This window comes from Sulfitobacter sediminivivens, assembly GCF_042611115.2.
In the GTDB taxonomy this organism is placed as follows: domain Bacteria; phylum Pseudomonadota; class Alphaproteobacteria; order Rhodobacterales; family Rhodobacteraceae; genus Sulfitobacter; species Sulfitobacter sediminivivens.
Window position 1 is genome coordinate 36,562 of the sequence record NZ_JBHGAR020000009.1, and the last position, 22,158, is coordinate 58,719.

Annotated in this window: 22 protein-coding genes and 1 other RNA gene; 15 read left to right on the forward strand and 8 right to left on the reverse strand. The window is 58.5% G+C overall.

What is annotated here, in order from left to right:
• Window positions 1-47 precede the first annotated feature (47 nt).
• The 5 genes from rnpB to gatC form a co-directional block, all read right to left on the reverse strand.
• Window positions 48-459, reverse strand: an RNA gene (gene rnpB, locus ACEWL3_RS10875) — RNase P RNA component class A.
• A gap of 35 nt (window positions 460-494) precedes the next feature.
• Entirely contained in the window at window positions 495-1,169 is a 675-nt protein-coding gene (locus tag ACEWL3_RS10880; protein ID WP_386181734.1) for an N-acetylmuramoyl-L-alanine amidase, read from the reverse strand.
• On the reverse strand, window positions 1,170-1,922 hold the full coding sequence (locus ACEWL3_RS10885) for a hypothetical protein (RefSeq protein WP_386181732.1): 753 nt from the start codon (window positions 1,920-1,922) through the stop codon (window positions 1,170-1,172).
• Window positions 1,923-1,960: 38 nt separating this feature from the next.
• Entirely contained in the window at window positions 1,961-3,448 is a 1,488-nt protein-coding gene (gene gatA / locus ACEWL3_RS10890; protein WP_386181729.1) for an Asp-tRNA(Asn)/Glu-tRNA(Gln) amidotransferase subunit GatA, read from the reverse strand.
• Entirely contained in the window at window positions 3,448-3,735 is a 288-nt protein-coding gene (gene gatC / locus ACEWL3_RS10895) for an Asp-tRNA(Asn)/Glu-tRNA(Gln) amidotransferase subunit GatC (RefSeq protein ID WP_386181726.1), read from the reverse strand. The genes gatA and gatC overlap by 1 nt, the downstream gene beginning before the upstream one ends.
• Before the next feature lie 149 nt (window positions 3,736-3,884).
• Between gatC and ACEWL3_RS10900 the strand changes: the two genes are divergently transcribed.
• Window positions 3,885-4,577 carry a metal-dependent hydrolase gene (locus ACEWL3_RS10900; protein ID WP_386181723.1) on the forward strand — a complete coding sequence of 231 codons (693 nt, stop codon included), beginning with the start codon at window positions 3,885-3,887 and terminating at the stop codon, window positions 4,575-4,577.
• A 2-nt stretch (window positions 4,578-4,579) separates the two neighbouring features.
• Here the strand turns inward: ACEWL3_RS10900 and ACEWL3_RS10905 are convergent, their stop codons facing one another.
• Genes ACEWL3_RS10905 through ACEWL3_RS10915 form a run of 3 tightly spaced genes read right to left on the reverse strand, consistent with a single transcriptional unit; the run spans window position 4,580 to window position 6,068 of the window.
• Window positions 4,580-4,987 carry a hypothetical protein gene (locus tag ACEWL3_RS10905; protein ID WP_386181720.1) on the reverse strand — a complete coding sequence of 136 codons (408 nt, stop codon included), beginning with the start codon at window positions 4,985-4,987 and terminating at the stop codon, window positions 4,580-4,582.
• Window positions 4,984-5,607 carry a DUF5671 domain-containing protein gene (locus ACEWL3_RS10910; RefSeq protein ID WP_386181717.1) on the reverse strand — a complete coding sequence of 208 codons (624 nt, stop codon included), beginning with the start codon at window positions 5,605-5,607 and terminating at the stop codon, window positions 4,984-4,986. Before ACEWL3_RS10910 ends, ACEWL3_RS10905 begins: the two co-directional genes overlap by 4 nt.
• Window positions 5,608-5,612: 5 nt before the next feature.
• Window positions 5,613-6,068 carry a nucleoside deaminase gene (locus tag ACEWL3_RS10915; protein ID WP_386181714.1) on the reverse strand — a complete coding sequence of 152 codons (456 nt, stop codon included), beginning with the start codon at window positions 6,066-6,068 and terminating at the stop codon, window positions 5,613-5,615.
• 62 nt (window positions 6,069-6,130) lie between these two features.
• Between ACEWL3_RS10915 and ACEWL3_RS10920 the strand changes: the two genes are divergently transcribed.
• From ACEWL3_RS10920 to ACEWL3_RS10985, 14 genes are all read left to right on the forward strand, one after another.
• Window positions 6,131-7,033 carry a pseudouridine synthase gene (locus ACEWL3_RS10920; RefSeq protein WP_386181711.1) on the forward strand — a complete coding sequence of 301 codons (903 nt, stop codon included), beginning with the start codon at window positions 6,131-6,133 and terminating at the stop codon, window positions 7,031-7,033.
• A 460-nt stretch (window positions 7,034-7,493) separates the two neighbouring features.
• The gene (locus ACEWL3_RS10925) at window positions 7,494-8,378 is read left to right on the forward strand and encodes a 5-bromo-4-chloroindolyl phosphate hydrolysis family protein (protein ID WP_386181708.1); all 885 of its coding nucleotides are present in this window, start codon (window positions 7,494-7,496) and stop codon (window positions 8,376-8,378) included.
• Window positions 8,379-8,417: 39 nt separating this feature from the next.
• Complete coding sequence (locus ACEWL3_RS10930) at window positions 8,418-9,614, forward strand: toxic anion resistance protein (RefSeq protein WP_386181705.1); 1,197 nt, start codon at window positions 8,418-8,420, stop codon at window positions 9,612-9,614.
• 52 nt (window positions 9,615-9,666) lie between these two features.
• A complete protein-coding gene (locus tag ACEWL3_RS10935) occupies window positions 9,667-10,578 on the forward strand; it encodes a DUF2927 domain-containing protein (RefSeq protein ID WP_386181702.1) in 912 nt (303 codons plus the stop codon).
• A gap of 37 nt (window positions 10,579-10,615) precedes the next feature.
• Entirely contained in the window at window positions 10,616-11,731 is a 1,116-nt protein-coding gene (locus tag ACEWL3_RS10940; protein WP_386181699.1) for an SPFH domain-containing protein, read from the forward strand.
• 205 nt (window positions 11,732-11,936) lie between these two features.
• Window positions 11,937-12,494, forward strand: a complete 558-nt coding sequence (locus ACEWL3_RS10945; protein WP_386181696.1) for a cytochrome b — start codon at window positions 11,937-11,939, stop codon at window positions 12,492-12,494.
• Between the two features lie 74 nt (window positions 12,495-12,568).
• Entirely contained in the window at window positions 12,569-13,681 is a 1,113-nt protein-coding gene (locus ACEWL3_RS10950) for a TFIIB-type zinc ribbon-containing protein (RefSeq protein WP_386181693.1), read from the forward strand.
• A complete protein-coding gene (locus ACEWL3_RS10955; RefSeq protein WP_386181691.1) occupies window positions 13,678-14,352 on the forward strand; it encodes a nitroreductase in 675 nt (224 codons plus the stop codon). Before ACEWL3_RS10950 ends, ACEWL3_RS10955 begins: the two co-directional genes overlap by 4 nt.
• Window positions 14,352-14,798, forward strand: coding sequence for a D-aminoacyl-tRNA deacylase (gene dtd, locus ACEWL3_RS10960; RefSeq protein WP_386181688.1), 447 nt, complete (start codon window positions 14,352-14,354; stop codon window positions 14,796-14,798). The genes ACEWL3_RS10955 and dtd overlap by 1 nt, the downstream gene beginning before the upstream one ends.
• 151 nt (window positions 14,799-14,949) lie before the next feature.
• Window positions 14,950-16,944 carry a CocE/NonD family hydrolase gene (locus ACEWL3_RS10965; protein ID WP_386181685.1) on the forward strand — a complete coding sequence of 665 codons (1,995 nt, stop codon included), beginning with the start codon at window positions 14,950-14,952 and terminating at the stop codon, window positions 16,942-16,944.
• Window positions 16,945-17,064: 120 nt separating this feature from the next.
• Complete coding sequence (locus ACEWL3_RS10970) at window positions 17,065-18,654, forward strand: ABC transporter substrate-binding protein (protein WP_386181682.1); 1,590 nt, start codon at window positions 17,065-17,067, stop codon at window positions 18,652-18,654.
• A 13-nt stretch (window positions 18,655-18,667) separates the two neighbouring features.
• The gene (locus ACEWL3_RS10975; protein WP_386181679.1) at window positions 18,668-19,624 is read left to right on the forward strand and encodes an ABC transporter permease; all 957 of its coding nucleotides are present in this window, start codon (window positions 18,668-18,670) and stop codon (window positions 19,622-19,624) included.
• Window positions 19,621-20,436, forward strand: coding sequence for an ABC transporter permease (locus tag ACEWL3_RS10980; RefSeq protein ID WP_386181676.1), 816 nt, complete (start codon window positions 19,621-19,623; stop codon window positions 20,434-20,436). Before ACEWL3_RS10975 ends, ACEWL3_RS10980 begins: the two co-directional genes overlap by 4 nt.
• Window positions 20,433-22,079 carry an ABC transporter ATP-binding protein gene (locus tag ACEWL3_RS10985; protein ID WP_386181673.1) on the forward strand — a complete coding sequence of 549 codons (1,647 nt, stop codon included), beginning with the start codon at window positions 20,433-20,435 and terminating at the stop codon, window positions 22,077-22,079. The genes ACEWL3_RS10980 and ACEWL3_RS10985 overlap by 4 nt, the downstream gene beginning before the upstream one ends.
• The last annotated feature ends 79 nt before the right edge of the window (window positions 22,080-22,158 follow it).

A 22,158-nucleotide genomic window follows, 5' to 3' on the forward strand; every position in this document is an offset into this window, starting at 1 on the left:
ATTTTTCGGGCGTTTCTGTGCAAGACGCCGATTTCAGCCGGATGGATATGCGCGGAAAGCCTATAAGCCGGATTTTGTCCTCGTATGCAGGCAGGCCCGCACACGATGGATGACCATTCCTCTGACCACGCCGTTGCCGACGCAGCTATAGCTGCCAACCCGGACCTGCTGGGGCAAAAGAATCCCCGCTGTTGCCAGCACGCGGTCCCTATTTGGCATTGCTCCCGGTGGGGCTTGCCGTGCCGTCCCTGTTGCCAGCGACGCGGTGGGCTCTTACCCCACCGTTTCACCCTTACCCTTGAAGTGGTATCGGTTGCCCGACCTGCCACAAAGGCGGTTTAATTTCTGTGGCGCTGTCCGTCGGGTTGCCCCGCCCGGGAATTACCCGGCACCGTATCTTTTCGGAGTCCGGACTTTCCTCGATTCTGTTGCCAGAACCGCGGTCATCCAGCCTTCCGCGCAAGGTGTGGCGTAGCCCGCGACGCACCCTTGGGTCAAGTCTGCAAATCAGTTTCGCCCAAAACCGCAAAATCAGAAGCACAAAGCGGTCCCTGCGCATAGGGTCGATAGCGCAAGCGCACTGCCGCAAGCAGGGCGTCATCGTCCACCTCGGCGGTATAGCCCAGCGCTCTTGCGGCTTTGCGGAAACTGTCAAAGCTCTGGCCCTGCGGGCCTGCGTCGCCGCCAATTGCGCGCGCCAGCCCCTGCCGCGCCAACCGCGCCCAGTCAAAATGCGGACCGGGATCACCTTTGCGCCCCGGTGCCATGTCAGAATGGCCAATCACCCCCGCCGCCGGGATCGCCCAGCGCGCCATGATCCCTTTCAGCAAGTGTTCAAGCGCGGCCATCTGCGGCTCTGAAAACGGATGGGTCCCAAGGTTGTCCAACTCGATGCCAATGGAGCGGGAATTGATGTCATCCATACCAGCCCAAGCACCGGCACCCGCATGCCATGCGCGCTGATCTTCGGGGACCAATTGCGTAATTTCACCCCGATTGGCGATCACATAATGGGCCGACACCTCGGCCTCTGGATCACACAGACGCCCGATCGCCGCCTGCGCGTTTTCCATGGCTGTATAGTGGATCACGATCAGCGCGGGGTGCAGACCATCCCGGCGCGGCCCACAGTTGGGCGAAGGATGATCGGCAATCGCAAGCTTTGTCACCTAGCCGCCTTGCGCTGCCCGGCGAAACGGGGTGGGATCCCAGGCACAGGCAAATCCATCGCCATCAGGGTCGAGACCATTGCGGTCGCGGGTTGGCCCGCCATCAGTCAGAAAGGCGATCTGCGCCTGATCCGGGTGCGAGTACTGCGCACAGGCCCGCACAGATTTGGAGGCCTTGTTCAGACCAATCCGCGTGTAAATCGGTGTGCCCAGCGCATGTTTGGTTGCGATTGCATAGGCAACGATATTGGGACCGGCATCGCCGCGATCCGGCAATGCTTCGGGCTGCACCACTTGATATTGCGCCCGGTTTGCCGCAATGCGTGCTGCATCATCATCAATGGTGCGCTGCCCCGACACGGCATCAAAGTTGTTCTCGTTTGAAATGCCTGCCGTGTTGACCACCGCGGGGGCCGGGTTAGACGGGCTTGCGTTAATCGGCGCAATGCCGGAATTTGACGCCGCATCATTGCCTAGACCATTGCTGGCCCCACCGGGGCGGGTCGCAGCCAGCACACGGGCGGTTGCAGCGGCAGTCGCTTCGGGTGAGCCATCATTCACCGGCAACAAAGGTGCCGACGACACCGATGACGGTGCCGGTACGCCGCTGGCTGCCAATGCGGCTTCACGGCGGCGCTGCTGCTCTTCGAATGTGCCATCAAACCCCACACCGCGACCAGAATCCGGGACGGCAGGCTGACAAGCCGACAATACCACACCGGCGGCGATCATTAAAAATACACGTGTGATCATTTGACCTGCTTTATTTTACTGCTTTGTTGTGCACGCATTTACCACCATTTGTCCGCTTTGGCCACAAACCCCGCGTTGCGCTCAAGCGCATAAGCGGAAGACAGCAAATCGGCCTCTTCCCAAGGTCGGCCAATCAGTTGCAGACCCAACGGCAACCCCTGACGGTTTTGCCCGGTCGGCACCGCAATGCCCGGCAATCCGGCAAGGTTCACGGTGACAGTGAACACATCATTCAGATACATCGCCACCGGGTCTGCGTCTGTCATTTCACCAAGACCAAAGGCCGCAGATGGGGTGGCGGGCGTCAGGATGCAATCGATACCCTGCGCAAACACATCCTCAAAGTCCTTTTTGATCAGGGAACGTACCCGTCGCGCGCGGTTGTAATAGGCGTCATAAAAGCCAGCCGACAAAACATACGTCCCGATCATCACCCGGCGCTGAACTTCTGGTCCAAATCCTTCGGCACGGGTCTTTTCGTACATCTCGGTAATGCCATCCCCTTGATCCAACGTGGCACGGTGGCCATAGCGAACCCCGTCATAGCGCGCGAGGTTGCTGGACGCCTCGGCAGGCGCAATCACGTAATACGCAGGCAAGGCGTATTTGGTGTGCGGCAGGGTAATATCGACAATTTCGGCCCCGGCATCCTTCATCATCGCAGTGCCGTCAGACCACAGCGTTTCGATTTCTTCGGGCATGCCGTCCATGCGGTATTCGCGGGGGATGCCGATCTTTTTACCTCGAACATCACCGGTCAATGCCGCCTCAAAGTTCGGCACGGCCAGATCGGCACTTGTGGAATCCTTTGGGTCATGGCCACACATTGCCTCAAGCATGATCGCCGCATCGCGCACCGATTTGGTCATCGGTCCGGCCTGATCGAGCGAGGACGCAAAGGCCACAATACCCCAGCGCGAACACCGCCCGTAGGTCGGCTTGATCCCGACCGTACCTGTAAAGGCCGCTGGCTGACGGATTGAACCGCCCGTATCGGTGCCCGTTGCCGCCAGACACAAATCAGCCGCAACCGCCGCCGCTGACCCGCCTGACGATCCACCGGGCGTCAGTTCTGCCGCGTCGTTTCCGCGCCGCCATGGGTTGACCGCATTGCCATAAACAGACGTCTCATTAGACGATCCCATGGCAAATTCGTCCATGTTAAGCTTACCCAGCATCACGGCACCCGCATCGAACAGGTTCTGGCTGACCGTGCTTTCATATTCGGGCAGGAAGCCTTGCAGAATACGCGATCCCGCCTGAGACGGCACACCTTTGGTACAGAACAAATCCTTGATCCCAATCGGCAACCCACACATCGCCGGGGCATCCCCCGCCTTGATCCGCGCATCCGCCGCCTCGGCTTGCTGCATCGCGATCTCTGGCGTGTGGTGCACAAACGCGTTCAACGCACCGGCCCCGTCAATCGCGCTCAGACACGCTTCGGTCAGCGCTTTGGACGTCACCTCGCCAGAACGTAGGGCATCGCGGGCCTCTGCCAGCCCCATTTTATTCAGATCAGACATTATTCGACCACCTTTGGCACCGCAAAAAACCCCTCACGCGCATCGGGCGCATTGGCCAGCACGGCGCGCTGCTGATTACCGTCCGTCACCTCATCAGAACGCCGCTTAAGTACCTGAGGCGTGACAGACGTCATCGGCTCGACCCCCTCAACGTCCACCTCGTTGAGCTGCTCGATAAAGCCCAAAATGGTGTTAAATTCCTGCGCCAAGGCAGGCAACGCATCAGGCTCTACCTTGATCCGGGCCAGTTTCGCGACCCGCGCGGCGGTGCTTTCGTCAATGGACATCGGGATTCCTCATCTGATCCCCCGCCATTTACCGCCCCAAACGCCCCCTCGCAAGGGCAGCACGGGTTTTCCGCTTCACCCTTTTGAAAATACCTTCCCAAAGCCACAAAACACGCTAACTTTGCGGGCAAATCGCAACGGGGATCATCATGAATATCATCTGGCTGGGCCACGGCTCATTTCGCATCGAAATCGAAGACCAGATCTTGCTGATCGATCCATGGCTGAACGGCAATCCGATGCTGCCAGAGGATCAGCGCGATAAGGCGATCACCGGTGCCACCCATATTCTGGTCACCCACGGCCATTTCGACCACACGCAGGATATTGCCGAAATCGCGTCCAAGACAGGCGCACCCGTGTCCGGCATGTATGAACTGATGGCGTGGTTTGACCAAAAAGGCGTCAAAAACACAACCGGCTTTAACAAAGGCGGGACGATCCAATGCGGCTCTGTTGCTGTAAGCATGGTTCCTGCGTCACATTCATCCTCCATCGGCAGCGATAATGGGGCGGTCTATGTCGGGGCCGAAACCGGTTTCGTCATCAAAGGCGAGAACCACACCATCTATCACTCCGGCGACACCACGATCATGGCGGACATGGATTGGATCGGGGATTATTACAAACCCGACATTGGCATCCTCTCGGCGGGGGGATTTTACACCATGGACATGGCGCAGGCCGCCTATGCCGCCAAACGCTATTTCAACTTCAAGACGGTGATCCCCTGCCACTACCGCACCTTTGAGGCACTGGAACAAAACGCTAAAGTGCTGGCAGATGGCCTGCCCGGCGTGGATGTGATTGAGCCGCATGTGATGCGGCCAATTGCATTCTGACCTTAGTCGGGCAAAGTTGACCCGGACATGCAGCCTGTTTGCCCCGCAAATTCGAGCGGACGGTTAAGCGATTGTGAAAGATGGCTTTCAGCAGGCAATTCAAATTCCGCGCAAACCTCAAACCGGGTATCGTCGATGCGGCGATAAATGTAGGGCGCATCGGTCTTAGGGTCGGACACGGAGTTGATCCGCACATACTCCGGACAATAGTCCGCGTCTTCCAATGCCTCTGGCAACGGCCGCCTGGCCTTCGGGCACTGCAGGTAATTGAAAATGCGGTTGAGGTCGGAGATCCGTTCACGATCCATCTTTTCCATACGCGCATATCCAGGACCACCCGCCGCCATCAGCCCCAGAATCAGTGCCGCCACGACAGCGGCAATCATCGCAATCAACAACGCCTTGTTCACGTGGCGTCCCCTTTTCGGATGTCATTGAGATAGAACAGGAAAATCCCGCCCGCGACAGCACCGACCACAGCCGCCTTCATCACAAACTGCCCGGTCAGGTCGCCGTTTAGCAGCGCATAAATGGTCGCCACCAGATCACCCAGCAAAACCGACGCCGCGATCAGCAACGTGATATAAATCAGCCATTTTCGAATGGCGGACCGATACAGACTTGGGTCCGCCGCCAGCTTGCCGCGTTCACGGACCGTCAGCCATAGATAGGTCGGTGCGGTCACGATCAGCACCGCCATTGCCCATCTGATCTGGTTGTAAGGGCGATAGATAGTCGGTCCGTCAAACGTCAGGTCGATAAGGGCGTGAAACAGCGCAACCAAATGCCCCGCGCCAAAAATCAGCACCCCAAAGGTCAGCGCATAAATAAAGAAATCGCGTGCCGAAACGGTGGCTTGCGGGCGCGGGATTGGTGGTGAAAACGCGGTTTCGGCCCACGCATCCAGGGCATCCGCAACCTCGTTGCTGCTCCACCCCGACTGCGTCAATGCCGCTTCGATCTCGGCCCGATCTTTGCCAGCACTCAGCGCTTCGCGCACAAATCTGGAAAGTTGTTTGTTCGCCGCCATACCGATTATCCTTTTCTTTTTTCCGCAAAGAACGCCTTAAGCAGATCTTGCGCCTGCGCCTCGCCTATGCCGTCAAACACCTGTGGCACATGGTGGCACTGAGGGTGCGCAAACACCCGCGCGCCTTGCGCCACACCCCCTGATTTGGGGTCAGACGCGCCATAGTACAACCGACCGATGCGCGCCGCCGCAATCGCCGCCGCACACATCGCGCAGGGCTCAAGCGTCACATAAAGCGCATGATCCACCAGCCGCTCGGATCCAAGCAACGCACAGGCCGCACGGATTGCCAGCATCTCGGCATGTGCGGTCGGATCATTCAGTTCCCGCGTTCGGTTGCCTGCCTGCGCCACCACGCGGCCATCCGCGTCCACCACGACGGCACCCACAGGCACCTCACCGCGCGCACCCGCCACGCGGGCCTGATCCAGTGCCACATCCATGAAAGACCGAAATGTCATGCCCCTTGATGCCCGCAAAAGCCGCCCTTTCGCAAGCCGGTGAAACGCGTTAAGGCGGGGTCATGAACACCAAGCCCCCTTCCGATACGCCTAAAGGCGACCGCATCGCCAAAGTGCTGGCGCGCGCCGGCCTGGCCTCGCGCCGCGAGGCAGAGCGGATGATTGAGGCCGGCCGCGTGCGCGTGAACGGCGATCAGATACTGTCACCCGCCCTGAACGTGACCGAGACGGACAGGATCACCCTTGACGGCAACCCGGTATCAGAACCCGAACCCCCGCGCATGTGGCTATATCACAAGCCCACCGGCCTTGTGACCACCGACCGCGACGAAAAGGGGCGCGGCACGATCTATGATGATCTGCCCGAGGACATGCCGCGCGTGATGGCGATCGGACGGCTTGACCTGAACTCCGAAGGGTTGCTGCTTTTGACCAACGACGGCGGCATCAAGCGCAAGCTGGAACTGCCCGCGACAGGCTGGCTGCGCCGCTACCGCGCGCGCGTAAACGGGCGGCCCTCAGACGCGGCACTGGATCCCTTGCGTCAGGGCATCACCGTTGAGGGTGAACATTTTCAGCCCATGACCGTAACGATTGACCGCCAACAAGGCGCAAACGCCTGGCTGACGATCGGGTTGCGCGAGGGCAAGAACCGCGAAATCCGTCGCGCGATGGATCATGTGGGCCTCAGCGTGAACCGGCTGATCCGCATCAGCTATGGCCCTTTTCAATTGGGCGAACTGAAACCCGGCGAGGTTGAGGAAATCCGCCGTAAAATCGTGCGCGACCAGATGGGCATCACGCTTGCCGACGACAGCGGCACCGCTGTCAAAAAGAAACCGACAGGCGTGAAACGCGGCCCGCGCCGCAAACCCGGTGGATTTGGCGGCGCAGGCCAACCCGGCGCGCCCGGACCACAAAAAACCAAACCTGCCCCCAAAGGACCTCGCAAGCCGCGTGGCTAGGGTCTGGACCCATTTCTTCCAAAGAAATCTGCCCGGAAATTTGAGAACACACCCCTGCAAGGATACGCGCACGGCGAAATTCCCCGTCACAGGCAATTCACATTGAACCAAGATGGTCCTAAGACTTTGGTGAACACTGCCAATGGGGGATATCGTGACCATCCTGCTGCCAATAAAGCAGGCAAACCCTGTGGCGCTGTCCCGCGTTTGGGCAGCCGGTGAGTTACCCCTTTGGCCACGCGTGAGCGGTATTGAATGAGCGGACTTGGAAAAATAATGCAAGATTGCCCGACTACCCCCGTGTTTTTCCGCATCATCGTTGCTATTGTAGATTTTCCGAGATCGTTCGACAGGCAAAGGATTGCGCTATGAGGTCAACCGGCTTTCAGAAAGTCTCTTATGTCGCGTTGGTTGTGATCCTCTTTGGCGTCAGCTCCGGCTGGCTGGGGGGCCTGTAAAGATGGCAAAGCGTTTCGGTGGCAAGTACAGCCCAGACGACAGCGGCACGCCCCAGACCCAGCATGGCGATCGGGTGGTGGTTGACCCGGTTGGTGGACGTGCAAACGTGATGTTCATCCCGCCTGTTGTGCTGTTGGCAACCACATTGGGCAGCGGGGCGCAAAGCCTTGCGTTTGGATTGGTTGGCGCAGGGACCCTGACTTTGGGCGCATGGCTGCTGCGCGAAGGGCTGCGTGCCGAAGCGGCCTATGCCGCGCGCAAGGTGGCCCGCCGACCTGCCGTCCCCCGCAAGATTTTGGCAGGAATTGCAACCGGGCTGGGTGCCGGACTGGCTGTAATCGCCCACCTGAATGTGGCGAGCGATGTGGTTGCCGCCGTGCTCTACGGACTTTGCGCCACGGGTCTGCATTTCGCCGCTTTTGGGATTGATCCGCTCAAGTCCAAGGGCATGGAAGGCATCGACACCTTTCAACAAGACCGCGTGGCGCGTGTTGTGGATGAGGCCGAAAAATATCTGGCCGGCATGACCGACGCCATCAAACGCGCCGGCGATCGCAAAGCAGAAGCCCGGTTGGCGCGCTTTCAGGCCACCGCCCGCAATCTGATCCGCACCGTCGAAGAAGACCCGCGCGACCTGACTGCCGCGCGCAAATACCTGTCGGTGTACCTACGTGGTGCCCGCGACGCGACGGCAAAGTTTGCAGACATTTATGCGCGCACCGGCGATCCGCAGGCGCGCATTGATTACATGGCATTGCTGGATGATCTTGATCAGAACTTTGCCGCCCGAAACCAAAAATCTCTGCTGGATGATCGCAGCGATCTGTCGGTCGAAATTGATGTGCTGCGCGAGCGGCTTTCCCGAGAAGGGGTGCGTTTGGAATGACACGCCCCCTTCACCCAAAACTTTAAGGAACCAGAGTATATGTCTGAAACTGTAAGAGAAAAAGCCGCCCAATCCCTTGCCTTGGTCGAAGAGGTTACCGCCGTTATCCTGCCCGAACCCATGGATGCAAATGCTGTCGTTTCCCTGCAAGATGCCGACAAGCCACTCAGCGCTGAGATCAAGCGCCGCATGGGCGAGATCGACATGGAAGACACCCAATCCATCGTCTCCTTCGGTTCTGCCGCGCAGGCCGAACTGCAAGAGATTTCGCAAGCCATGTTGCAGGATGTGCGCAACAAGGATGTCGGCCCCGCCGGTGACAGCCTGCGCAGCATCGTCAGCACGATCCGTGGCTTTTCGGTCTCTGAACTCGATGTACGCCGTAAGCGCAGCTGGTGGGAAAAGCTGTTGGGCAAAGCCGCGCCTTTTGCCCAATTCACCGCCAAGTTTGAAAAGGTGCAGGGCCAGATTGACCGCATCACCGACAACCTGCTGAGTCACGAACACACACTGCTCAAGGACATCAAATCGCTCGATATGCTCTATGAAAAGACCCTGCAGTTCTACGATGAACTTGCACTTTACATCGCGGCGGGTGAGGCAAAGCTGGCGGAACTCGACACCAAGACAATCCCCGCCAAGGAAAAAACTGTCGCCAAGGCTAAAGAGGCCGATCAGGTGATGGTGGCACAGGAATTGCGCGACATCCGCGCCGCGCGCGACGATCTGGAACGCCGGGTACATGATCTGAAACTGACCCGTCAGGTGACCATGCAATCGTTGCCATCGATCCGGTTGGTGCAGGAAAACGACAAATCGCTGGTGACCAAGATCAACTCGACCTTAGTCAACACCGTGCCGCTGTGGGAAACGCAACTGGCACAGGCCGTGACCATCCAGCGTTCAGCCGAAGCCGCATCAGCGGTCCGCGAAGCCAACGATCTGACCAATGAGCTCTTGACATCAAACGCCAAGAACCTGCGTGAAAGCAACAAGATGATCCGTCAGGAAATGGAACGCGGCGTTTTCGACATCGAGGCCGTCAAACAGGCCAACGCCGATCTGATTGGCACCATCGAGGAATCGCTGCAGATCGCAGACGAAGGCAAGGCAAAGCGCGCCGCCGCCGAGAAGGACCTCAAGGAAATGGAGGCCAAACTGCGTGATACCCTTGCTTCTGCCAAGGCCAAAAAGACCGGTCTGGGCGACACCGCGTCCGGCGCGGTGCCAAGCTAACCCAATGGTGTCACCGGTTCGGAACAGAATAGCGCGATGGGGCGCGGGGGCCATGCTGGTCGCCGCCCTTTTCGGCTGTGATGCGGTCTTGGTGACCCCCCCCACCAAACCACCGGCACGGCCAGCTGCAGCCGCCCTGCCCGCGCCTGTTGTGGCACAGCCAACATCTGAAAAAAGCGCCGCTTTGCGCAGTTACCTCGCGCAAGTTCAACGCGCACAACTGGCCCAAGGGCTGCTACGCCGGGATGGCGGCGGGGTGGATACGCCATTTACCGCCGATGTGCTGGCGCGCAACTTTGAACAGATTGCGTTTTACAATGAATATGACGGCAACTTTACTGGCCGTGGCGGGGCCAGCCCGCTGCGCCGCTGGGCAGCACCCGTGCGCATGGAAGTGATCTTTGGCGCAGGCGTGCCCCCCTCACAACGCGCCAGTGACACCGCAGACGTAAAAAGTTACGCTGCCCGGCTTGGCCGTGTCACCGGACACCCCGTCTCGACCTCTGGCAAGCCGAATTTTCTGGTCATCATCGCATCTGAGGACGACCGCGCCGCAACCTTGGCACAGGCCGCCACGCGGGTGCCGGGCATCTCGGCCAGTTCGCTCAATGCCATGCGCGACATCCGGCGCGACACCTATTGCGCAGTTGCCGCCTATGCTTCGGGGCCCAATGCCAACACCTATACCGCTGCTGTGGCGGTAATCCGTGCTGAAAACCCCGATCTGCTGCGCCTTTCGTGTATCCACGAAGAACTGGCGCAGGGCATGGGCCTTGCCAACGACAGCCCCGGCGCGCGTCCGTCAATCTTTAATGATGACGACGAATTCGCGTTGCTGACCAACCACGATGAACTGCTGCTCAAGATGCTTTACGACCCGCGTTTGCGCATCGGCATGAACGCAAAAGAGGCCACGCCAATAACCCGCATCATCGCGCGTGAGTTGACGGGCGGGCCGCTTTAAACCACGCTGGATATTGACCAAGAAAAGGACCGACCCCATGGGTATTTTCGATTTCCTCTCAGGCGAATTCATTGACGTCATCCACTGGACCGACGACACCCGCGACACGATGGTCTGGCGGTTTGAGCGTGAAGGCCACGAGATTAAATACGGGGCCAAGCTGACTGTGCGCGAAGGTCAAGCAGCGGTTTTTGTGCACGAAGGGCAATTGGCCGATGTGTTCACCCCCGGTCTTTACATGCTTGAAACCAACAACATGCCGATCATGACGACCCTTCAACACTGGGATCATGGCTTCAAAAGTCCGTTCAAATCCGAAATCTATTTCATCAACACCACCCGGTTCAATGACCTCAAATGGGGCACCAAGAACCCGATCATCGTGCGCGACCCTGAATTTGGCCCGGTGCGCCTGCGCGCCTTTGGAACCTATAGCGTCAAGGTGTCGGACCCCGCCAGATTCCTGACCGAAATCGTCGGCACCGACGGCGAATTCACCATGGACGAGATCAGCTTTCAAATCCGCAATATCATCGTACAGGAATTTTCTCGCACCATCGCACGCGCCCAAATTCCCGTGATGGACATGGCCGCCAACACCCGCGAGTTGGGCAAGCTGGTCGGCGGCGAAATCGCCGCACAGATCGCCGAATACGGTCTTTCGATGCCGGAACTTTATATCGAGAATATCTCGCTCCCCCCTGCGGTCGAAGAGGTCATGGACAAGCGATCCTCGATGGGCGTGATTGGCAACCTCAACGAATACATGCAGTTTCAGGCCGCCGAGGCCCTGGGCCGTGATGGCGGCGGTGCTGCGGCCATTCAGGCGGGTCTGGGTGCCGGTCTGGGCATGCAAATCGGTCACCATGTTGCGGCCACCGCTGGCCCATGGGGCGCACGCCCTCACGGCGCACCTGCCGCGATCCCCGCGCCACCACCACCGCCCGTCGAACACGTCTGGCACATCGCCGTGGATGGCGACACAACAGGGCCTTTTTCAAAGGCAAGCCTGGGACGCATGGCCGCCGACGGCAGCCTGACGCGCGAAACATTCGTCTGGACCCCCGGTCAGGACGGCTGGCAAAAGGCCGAAGATGTGGCCGAACTGGCGCAATTGTTCACCGTTCTGCCGCCGCCACCGCCCGGCGCATGAGGTATTAGCAACTGTCGCAGATCTGATGGCAACAGCCCCGCAATCGTGGGCGCTGTGCCGATGATGCTGCCAATCTTTGGCCCGTTCCGGCGTGATCATGCCCTGCCACTGGGGCAGCCATGGCCCAATCTGGTGGCCAGCTGAAACTGTGATACTATGGTGGACGTATGTTCTGACCTGACTAAGACCCAGATACCAAGACAAAATGATATTCCGCACCCTAACCCCTTATCTGCCCCAGCGCCGCACCGCCCTGAAAGTGATGCATTGGTCCATGGTGCCCTTGCTCATCTGGTTCATCCTTGTGACCCCGTCTGATGTGCTGCCCTTTGGACCGCGCGCGTTTCAGTTTCATTCGATGCTGGGTCTGCTTTTTGTCACGCTCTGCCTGCTTTGGAACGCCGATTACATGCGCCGCGGTCTGGCAAGCCGCCCCGGCCCGAAGTTGCCCCCATGGGCCCGAAAAGTGCATCAGGGTTTGCACAAGGCGCTGATCTGGGGGCTGTTTGGTGTGGCGCTCACCGGGTTTTTCCTGGGCCTGACCTCGGCCACTTTGCTAAAAGCAGGGGGCATTTTGCCCATCGCGCCGCCCTTGGGCCTGAGACATGCCAATGACATCATCGGCACCATCCATATCTATGAGTTCTATCTGCTCGCGATCCTTGCGATCGCGCATGCCGGTTTTCACATCTGGCGACACGTTCGGTTGCGCGACAATGCCTTGCGGATCATGGTACCGCGCATTCTGCACGCCTATTTATAAGACAATCCGCAACCGCTCTGGCACGCTGGCACCATCAGCGCTATGTCTGGTTCAAGCCCTCTGACGGAGCCCTCATGACCGACACATTCAACGCCCCTGCCCCCGTCTCAGAACACCGCTTTCCCTGTGACAATTGCGGGTCCGACCTGCGATTTGATCCGCAAGCGGGCGAATTGACTTGCGATCATTGCGGCAACACCCAAGCCATCGACGGCACTGGCTTTCAGTTTCAGCCCATCAAGGAACTTGATTTTCAGGCCGGGCTGCGCACCGACCTGCCGGGCACTGAAATGCAGGAAACCCGTGTCACATCCTGCCCCAACTGCGCCGCCCTAGTGGAGTTTGAGGACGGAAAACACGCCACCGAATGCCCATTCTGCGCCACGCCTCTGGTTGTCGATACCGGTATCCATCGGCACATCAAACCCCGCGCTGTCCTGCCCTTTGCACTGCCCGAAGACGTCGCACGGGACGCGATGAAAGACTGGCTTGGCAGTTTGTGGTTCGCCCCAAGCGGCCTCAAGAAATACGCCCGCAAAGACCGCAAGATGCAGGGCATTTACGTGCCCTACTGGACCTATGATGCCGATACCGTTTCCAGCTATCATGGTGAACGTGGCACCGTTTACTACGAAACCCAGACCGTGATGCGCGACGGCAAACGCACCCGCGTTCAAGTAGCCAAGGTGCGCTGGCGCGCTGCATCGGGACGCGTGGCGCGGTTTTTTGACGATGTGCTGGTGCTCGCCTCAACCTCATTGCCCAAACGCTTTACCGACGCGCTGGAACCCTGGGATCTGTCCGCCCTTGAACCCTATGCGCCGGAATACCTCGCGGGGTTCCGCGCCGAAGCCTATGCGGTGTCGCTCGAAGATGGCTTTGGACAGGCCCGCCAGCACATGGACAGGGTGATCGAGCGGGACGTGAAATTTGACATCGGCGGCGACCGCCAGCGCATCCACGGCATTGATACGGCAGTGTCCAACATCACTTTCAAGCACATCCTGCTGCCGGTCTGGCTCGCGGCCTATAAATACCGCGGGAAAACCTATCGTTTTGTCGTAAACGGACGCACCGGGCGGGTGCAGGGCGAACGGCCCTATTCCACCATCAAAATCACTTTTGCGGTGATCCTTGGCCTCATTCTGGCTGCAATTATCGGCTATTATGTGGCGCAACAACCATGACATCCTATGAGACATTTACCGATATCCTGAAATCGCGCTATTCGTGCCGCGCTTTTCGGCCTGATCCGGTGCCAGATGATGTGATCACCCAGATCATCACCGCCGCGCGCCATGTCCCTTCGTGGTGCAATGCCCAACCCTGGCAGGTCACCATCACCAAAGGTGCCGCAACCGACGCCTTCCGCGATGTCATGATGACAGCCGCCAGCACTGGCACGCCACCGCAGCCAGACCTCGACTGGCCTTCAAAATATTCCGATGCCTATGCGGAGCGGCGCCGCACCTGCGGTTACCAGCTTTACGATGCGGTGGGCATTGAAAAATCCGACCGCTCCGGGCGCATGGCCCAGATGCTGCGCAATTACGCGCTCTTTGATGCGCCCCATGTCGCGATCATCCATTCCCCGGCAGAGCTTGGCCCCTACGGCGCAATGGACTCCGGCGGCTTTGTCACCGCATTTACCCTGGCCGCAACGGCGCTTGGCGTTGCCAGCATCCCGCAGGCGGCCATTGCGGGCTACGCGCCGCTGGTCCGCGACCACTTTGACATTGCAGACGACCGGCTGGTCCTCTGCGCCATCTCATTTGGCTATGCAAACAAGGACGCACCGATCAATCAATTTCGCACCGAACGCGCCGTCCCCGACCAGATCATCGACTGGAAATCCTGATGCGCGCCCTGTTGCAACGGGTCAGCGAGGCTGCCGTTACAGTCGAAGGCGAAACCATTGGTCACATTGGTCCGGGCCTGTTGATCCTGATCTGCGCCATGCCCGATGATACCGAAGCCACAGCAGCGGCGCTTGCCCTCAAAATCTCGAAATTGCGGCTGTTTAAGGACGATGCAGGCAAGATGAACCTCAGCCTCACCCAGACTGGCGGTGCCGCATTGGTGGTCAGTCAATTCACCCTCGCCGCCGATACATCGCGCGGCAATCGTCCGGGATTTTCGGGTGCCGCAAAACCCGAACACGCCAACCACCTGTATGAATATTTCACCGCACAACTGGCCGCGCTGGATATCCCGACCCAGACCGGCAAATTTGGTGCCGACATGGCCGTCAGCTTGACCAACGATGGCCCGGTGACGCTCTGGCTGGATACGCAAACCCCCTGACCTTCACCCCTTTCCAAATACCGTCAGGGGCCAGCACCAAACGCGGACGGGGATATTTCGCAAAACATTCGATGGCCCGCCCACAGCCCTTGAAGGGCTGCGAAAAGACGATTCAGTTGACAAAATCAGCCACCCGCAAGACCTATTAACAATGACCAAAACCCTAAACGCCCTGCGCGCCATCACCGAAGAGCCTGATCTGGGCATCACCCTCAGCGACGGCTGCCGGCTGTCCGCCCGTGTCTGGCGTCCCACCGATGCCCATACGGATCCTGTCCCCGTGATCCTTGAATATCTGCCCTACCGCAAACGCGACGGGACATGCGCACGCGACGCACTGACACATCCGTGGTTCGCCGAGCGCGGCTATGCCTGCGTGCGGGTCGACATGCGTGGCAATGGCGACAGTCACGGCGTGATGGAGGACGAATACACTCCGCTCGAACAGGCCGATTGCATCGAGGTGATATCATGGCTGGCCACCCAGCAATGGTGCAATGGCAATGTCGGCATGATGGGCATTTCCTGGGGCGGATTTAACGGCCTTCAGGTTGCGGCCCATGCGCCCGAACCGCTGAAGGCGGTGATCACATTATGCTCCACAGTGGACCGCTTTGCCGATGACATTCATTACAAGGGCGGCTGTTTGCTTAACGAAAACCTCGGCTGGGGTGCAACCATGTGGTCCTATTCCAGCCGCGCACCTGACCCTGCATTGCGCGAGGATTGGCGTGAGATGTGGCTGGAGCGGTTGGCCGCAGAACCGTTCCTGCCCTCACTCTGGCTGCGCCACCAACGGCGCGATGCCTATTGGAAACAGGGGTCGGTGATCGAGGACTACAGCGCCATCAAAGCCAAGGTATTGGCAATAGGCGGCTGGGGAGACGCCTATAAGAACGCGGTCCCGCAATTGGTCGAAGCCTTGCCAGATGCCAAGGGCATCGTAGGGCCGTGGGTCCATAAATATCCGCATTTTGCCATCCCCGAACCACGCATCGGGTTCCTGCAAGAAGCGCTGCGCTGGTGGGACCGCTGGCTCAAAGACATCGACACCGGGGTTGAGGATGACCCCGATTATCGCGCCTATCTCATGGACGGACTGCGCCCCGCCACATGGTATCTGGAACGTCCCGGCCGCTGGATTGCGGAAACAACCGGGGCGACATCTCATCTGCAAACCAAGACGCTATACCTGACGAACGACGGTCTGCGCACCACAACCGGTCAGCTTGACCGCACCGTTGCCTCTCCTGCGCATTGCGGCGCGGATGCGGGCGAATATTGCGCAATTTGGCTTGGTCCCGAACTGCCCGGTGACCAGCGCAGCGATGATGCGCTGTCAACGACTTTCGACAGCGAACCCTTGAGCGCCGATATGGACATCGTCGGCGCGCCGCGCGTGACGGTTCAGGTTGCGTCAAACCAGCCACAGGCGCAGATGGCGGTCCGCCTGAACCATATTCACCCCGACGGTGCCGCCACCCGCATCACCTACGGCGTCCTGAACCTCAGCCATCGGGACAGCGCGGAAAACCCAAAGCCCATGACCGTAGGCAAGGTTGAAAACGTCATGCTTGATCTTGATCACATCGCCTACCGGGTGCCCGCGGGGCATCGGTTGCGGGTCTCCCTTTCTGACGCCTACTGGCCCTTGATCTGGCCCTCGCCTGCGCCCAGCACACTGACCTTGAGTGCCGGTCAGATCGCCCTGCCCCAGCGCCCGACCTCGGGCGGCGACGAATACGCTTTCCCGCCCCCCACCGCCGCAGGTCCCTGGCAGATTGAGACTTTGCGCCCCCAGAATCACATCAGGCGGCGCGAAACAGATATGACCACAGGTGAGGTTTCATTGGTGATCGAAGACGATTTTGGCCGCGTGAAAGACCTGGGTCACGGGCTGATCAATGGGTCAATTGCGCGCGAACGCTGGACCATTCATCCAGATAATCCGCTTTCAGCGCGCGGCACGTGTCACTGGACCGAAGAACTGCAGCGCGGAGATATCGTTTTGCGCACGGAAACACACTGCACGATGTCATCAGATGCGACAGATTTCCATCTGACCGCACGGCTGGAAGCCTATGAAGGCGACACCTTGGTTTATGACCGCGATATCACCGACAGCGTGAAAAGGGACTGCATGTAACACAACCATCATGATCTGATGGCTATTAACCCTTGCGACACAGCACAAAATCGGCAAACTTGATCCATCAGTCAATAAAACGGCGCAACCAAGCGCCATGATTCCAACCGGGAGTATCAAATGAACGATCAACTAAAATCTATGACGGCCGATGTGGCCAAGGGCCTGATGACACGCCGCGAATTTGTCGGGCGTGCCGCTGCACTTGGCGTGACAGCGGCAGTGGCGAACACAATGCTGGCCACACAGGCCCGCGCCGAAGGCCCGGTCAAAGGCGGCACACTCAAGATGGGTATTCAGGGCGGCGAAAGCACCAACACACTGGATCCGGCACTAGCCGCATCGTCGGTCCCTACCGTGAACCTACGAAATGCCTTCGACACCCTTGTGAACGTGGCCCCTGATGGCAGCATTGAAAACAGGCTAGCTGAGAGCGTGGAAGCAACATCAGATGCCAAAACTTGGAATTTCAAAATCCGCAAGGGGGTCGAGTTCCACGACGGCAAGCCGCTGACCCCAGAAGATGTATTGCGCACCATGGAACGTCACTCGAATGAGGATGCCACGTCAGGCGCGCTTGGCATTATGCAAGGGATCGAATCCATGAAGGTGGATGGCGATAATTTCTCGGTAACTTTAAGCACGCCAAACGCCGATCTGCCCTACCTGATGGCTGACTACCACTTACAGATTCAACCGGACGGCGGATTTGAAAATCCTACCGCCGGAATCGGAACCGGTGCGTACATGGTAGAAGTTGATGAGCCCGGCATTCGCCATTTGTTTAAAAAGAACCCCAATTACTGGGACGATTCGATCGGCCATGCCGACGAGATAGAGGTGCTTGTCCTGAATGATGCCACCGCACGGACTGCAGCCTTGCAATCAGGTCAAGTTCACATCATCGACCGGGTGGATCCGAAGATCGCACAGCTTCTGGGCCGAGCGCCGAATGTCGAGGTCAAATCGGTCTCAGGACCAGGCCATTATGTTTTCATTATGCATTGTGACACCGCACCAACTGACAACAACGACCTGCGGCTGGCGTTGAAATATGCCATCAACCGCGAAGAGCTTGTTGACAAAATCCTGCGTGGCTATGGCACGGTGGGCAACGATTTCCCGATTAACAAAGCCTATCCGCTGTTCGACGAGACGATTGTACAGCGTGAACATTCAATCGAAAAAGCCAAGGAGCATTACGCCGCTTCTGGCCACGATGGCTCGCCAATCATATTGCGGGTTGCCGATGGTGCATTCCCCGGTGCGGTCGATGCCGCGGCGTTGTTTCAGGAATCAGCCAAAGCAGCGGGTATTCCGCTTGAAATCAAGCGGGAACCGAATGATGGCTACTGGACAGAGGTCTGGAACGCACAGCCCTTCTGCGCCTCTTATTGGTCCGGGCGTCCCGTTCAGGACCAGATGTACACCACGGCCTATCTCTCGACCGCCGACTGGAACGATACTCGTTTCAAAAATGCGGAGTTTGACGCACTTCTTAATGGCGCAAAGGCAGAACTTGACACCGAAAAGCGGAAGGCAGCTTACAGCAAGATGGCAATGCTCGTGCGTGACGAGGGTGGCACAATTTGTCCGATGTTCAATGACAGCGTCGAAGGCGTATCCACAAGCGTCGGGGGGTGGATCTCAGATCCGAACCTAACAGTGATGAACTGCATGGCGGGCATCAAGTGCTGGCTGAACGCTTAGGGCGCACACGGATATGCACCCCATCTTAAAACTGATCGCCCAACGCTTAGCGTTGGGCCTTCTGTTGCTTATCGCCGCGTCCGTCCTGATTTTTGTAGGAACCTCAATTCTGCCCGGTGACGTCGCCCAATCAATCCTTGGCCAAACAGCAACGCCAGAAAATCTAGCCAACCTTCGCGCCGAATTGGGCCTCAATGAACCCGCGCTGAGCCGATATTTCTCATGGCTCGGTAACTTTCTGCAAGGTGATCTCGGCACGGCCCTCACCAATGGCCGCGACATCGCCGAAAGCCTTGGTGGTCGTTTAAAGAACACATTATTCCTTGCCTTCTGGGCGGCCCTCATATCGGTCCCGCTGGCAATTTTCCTTGGGCTGCTGGCCGTGCGCTACAAAGACCGCTGGCCTGACAAGCTGATCTCAGCTGTAACCCTCACCACAATCTCAATCCCCGAATTCATGATCGGCTACGTGCTGATCTATTGGGTATCAATCAAATGGGGCATGTTCTCCTCGGTAGCGATCATCAATGACGGCATGTCACTTGGTGAAAAGCTGAACGCAATCGCCATTCCGGTGATGGTACTCACGCTGGTTGTCTTGGCTCACATGATGCGCATGACCCGCGCCGCGATTTTGAATGTTATGCAATCGGCCTATATCGAAACCGCCGAACTTAAAGGCATGGGGATGCTGAAAATCATCCGCAAGCATGCATTTCCCAATGCAGTCGCCCCCATCGTCAACGTGGTCATGTTGAACCTTGCCTATCTGGTGGTCGGCGTGGTCGTTATTGAGGTCGTCTTCGCCTATCCCGGCATGGGCCAATATCTGGTCGATCACGTTAGCAAAAGGGACGTGCCTGTGGTGCAGGCCTGTGGCCTGATCTTTGCGGCAGTCTATATCGGGCTGAACCTCGTTGCCGATATTGTCTCAATCCTGGCGAACCCCCGTCTGAGGCATCCGAAATGAAAAACATCCCCATTTCCGCGCTCATCGGCCTGTTCTTTACCGGTCTGTTTTTCCTCATGGCCCTCGCCGCCCCGATCATCGCGCCCTACGGCATGTCCGAGGTCGTAGGTGACGTCTGGGAACCCTCATCTTCCGAGTTTTGGCTTGGCACTGACAGCATTGGCCGCGACCTGCTGACCCGCCTGATTTATGGCGGACGCACAACGATCTTTATCGCGGTTGCAGCAACAATCCTCAGCTTTGTCACCGGCTCCGTCCTGGGCTTTTTCGCCGCAGTTTCTGGCGGCTGGGTCGATCAGGCCCTGTCCCGTTTTGTCGATCTGATCATGTCGATCCCCTCACTGATCTTTGCCCTTGTGGTGTTGTCAGTGATGCCGACCACCATGCCGATCCTGATCCTGTTGATGGGCCTGCTTGATTCCACCCGCGTGTTCCGTCTGGCCCGCGCGGTGGCGGTGGACATTACGGTAATGGATTATGTCGAGGCCGCGCGTTTGCGCGGCGAGAAAATTGGCTGGATCATTTTCCGCGAAACCCTGCCCAATGCACTGTCACCGCTGGTCGCTGAAATGGGCCTGCGGTTTATCTTTGCCGTGCTGTTCATCTCGACTCTGTCGTTCCTTGGCCTTGGCGTACAGCCACCGCTGGCCGATTGGGGCGGCATCGTGAAAGAAAACAAGGAAGGCATCAATTACGGCATCCAGGCAGCACTTTATCCTGCCTATGCCATCGCAACCTTGTGTATCTCAATTAACCTTGTTGCGGACTGGATCCTGACCCGTACCACATCGCTGAAAGGGGGCCGGGGATGACTGAACAAACACAACCATTGCTCAAAGTCCGTGGCCTTAAAATCGGTGCGACGATCTATCCGCCGGGCGAACGCCCCCGCGATATCGAGATCGTGCACGGCGTCGATTTCGATCTGGAATCGGGCAAGGTCCTCGGCCTGATCGGGGAATCCGGGGCCGGCAAATCCACCATCGGTCTGGCCGCAATGGCCTATGGCCGTGGCGGCGTCGAACTGACGGGTGGCGAAGTCTGGGTCAATGGCCGCGACATGCTGAAAGCGAGCCTGCGCGATGTGCGCCGCTTGCGCGGGGCCGAAGTCACCTATGTGTCCCAATCCGCCGCCGCCTCCTTCAACCCGGCAAAAAAGATCATGGAACAGGTGACAGAAGCCGCCATTTTCCAAAACAAGTTCGGCAAGAAAGAAGCCGAAGAACGCGCGGTTGAACTCTTTCGCAAACTGGGCCTGCCCGACCCGGAAAACATCGGATCGCGGTATCCGCATCAGGTATCAGGCGGCCAGTTGCAACGCTGCATGACCGCCCTTGCCCTTTGCCCGGAACCCGATCTCGTGGTGTTCGACGAACCCACAACGGCGCTGGATGTGACCACACAAATCGACGTGCTGGCCGCGATCAAGGATGCGATCCGCGACACCGGCGTGGCTGCCCTTTATATCACACACGATCTGGCCGTGGTGGCGCAGGTCTCCGATCACATCATGGTGCTGCAACAGGGCGCGATGGTCGAATACGGCACCACCGATCAGATCATCAACAACCCGCAAGAGGAATACACCCAGGCCTTGGTGTCCGTCCGCTCCATCAAACACGTTGAGAAAAAGCCGACCGACAATCCGCTGCTGCGCGTTGAAAACATCACCGCGCGCTACAAAGGCACCGATTTCGACGTGCTCAAGGATGTGAACGTCGAACTGCACCCCGGTCAGACACTCGCCATTGTGGGCGAAAGCGGCTCGGGTAAATCAACGCTGGCGCGGGTCATCACCGGACTCTTGCCCCCCTCGGCAGGCCAGATCGTCTTTAACGGACGGACGCTGACACCAGACCTCAAATCCCGGCCCCTCGATGATCTTCGCGAATTGCAGATGATCTATCAGATGGCCGACACCGCGATGAACCCGCGTCAGACCGTCGGCACCATCATCGGCCGCCCGCTTGAGTTCTACTTCAACCTCAAAGGCAAGAAGAAACAGGAACGCATTCAGGAATTGCTGGACGAGATCGAACTGGGCGACGGGTTTCAAGACCGCTATCCAGCCGAACTTTCCGGGGGTCAGAAACAACGTGTCTGTATCGCGCGCGCACTGGCCGCCAAACCCAAACTGATCATCTGCGACGAGGTCACATCGGCGCTCGACCCGCTGGTCGCGGACGGCATCCTGAAACTGTTGTTGAAGCTGCAAAAGATCGAGGACGTATCCTATCTCTTTATCACGCACGATCTGGCCACGGTCAAAGCCATCGCTGACAGTATTGCCGTTATGTACCAAGGCCAGGTCGTACGCTACGGGCCAAAGTCGCAGGTACTGGCCCCTCCGTTCGACGATTACACCGACCTGCTGCTAAGCTCCGTACCAGAGATGAAACTGGGCTGGCTGGAAGAGGTGATCGAGCATCGCAAAATGGAAAGCGCGGGGAATTAGGACGCTGGCATGCGGGTGGCGGCTTTGAGCCCAAATTTACATTTTCACGAAGCGAGTTTAGTGTCTGCTTTTGATTTAA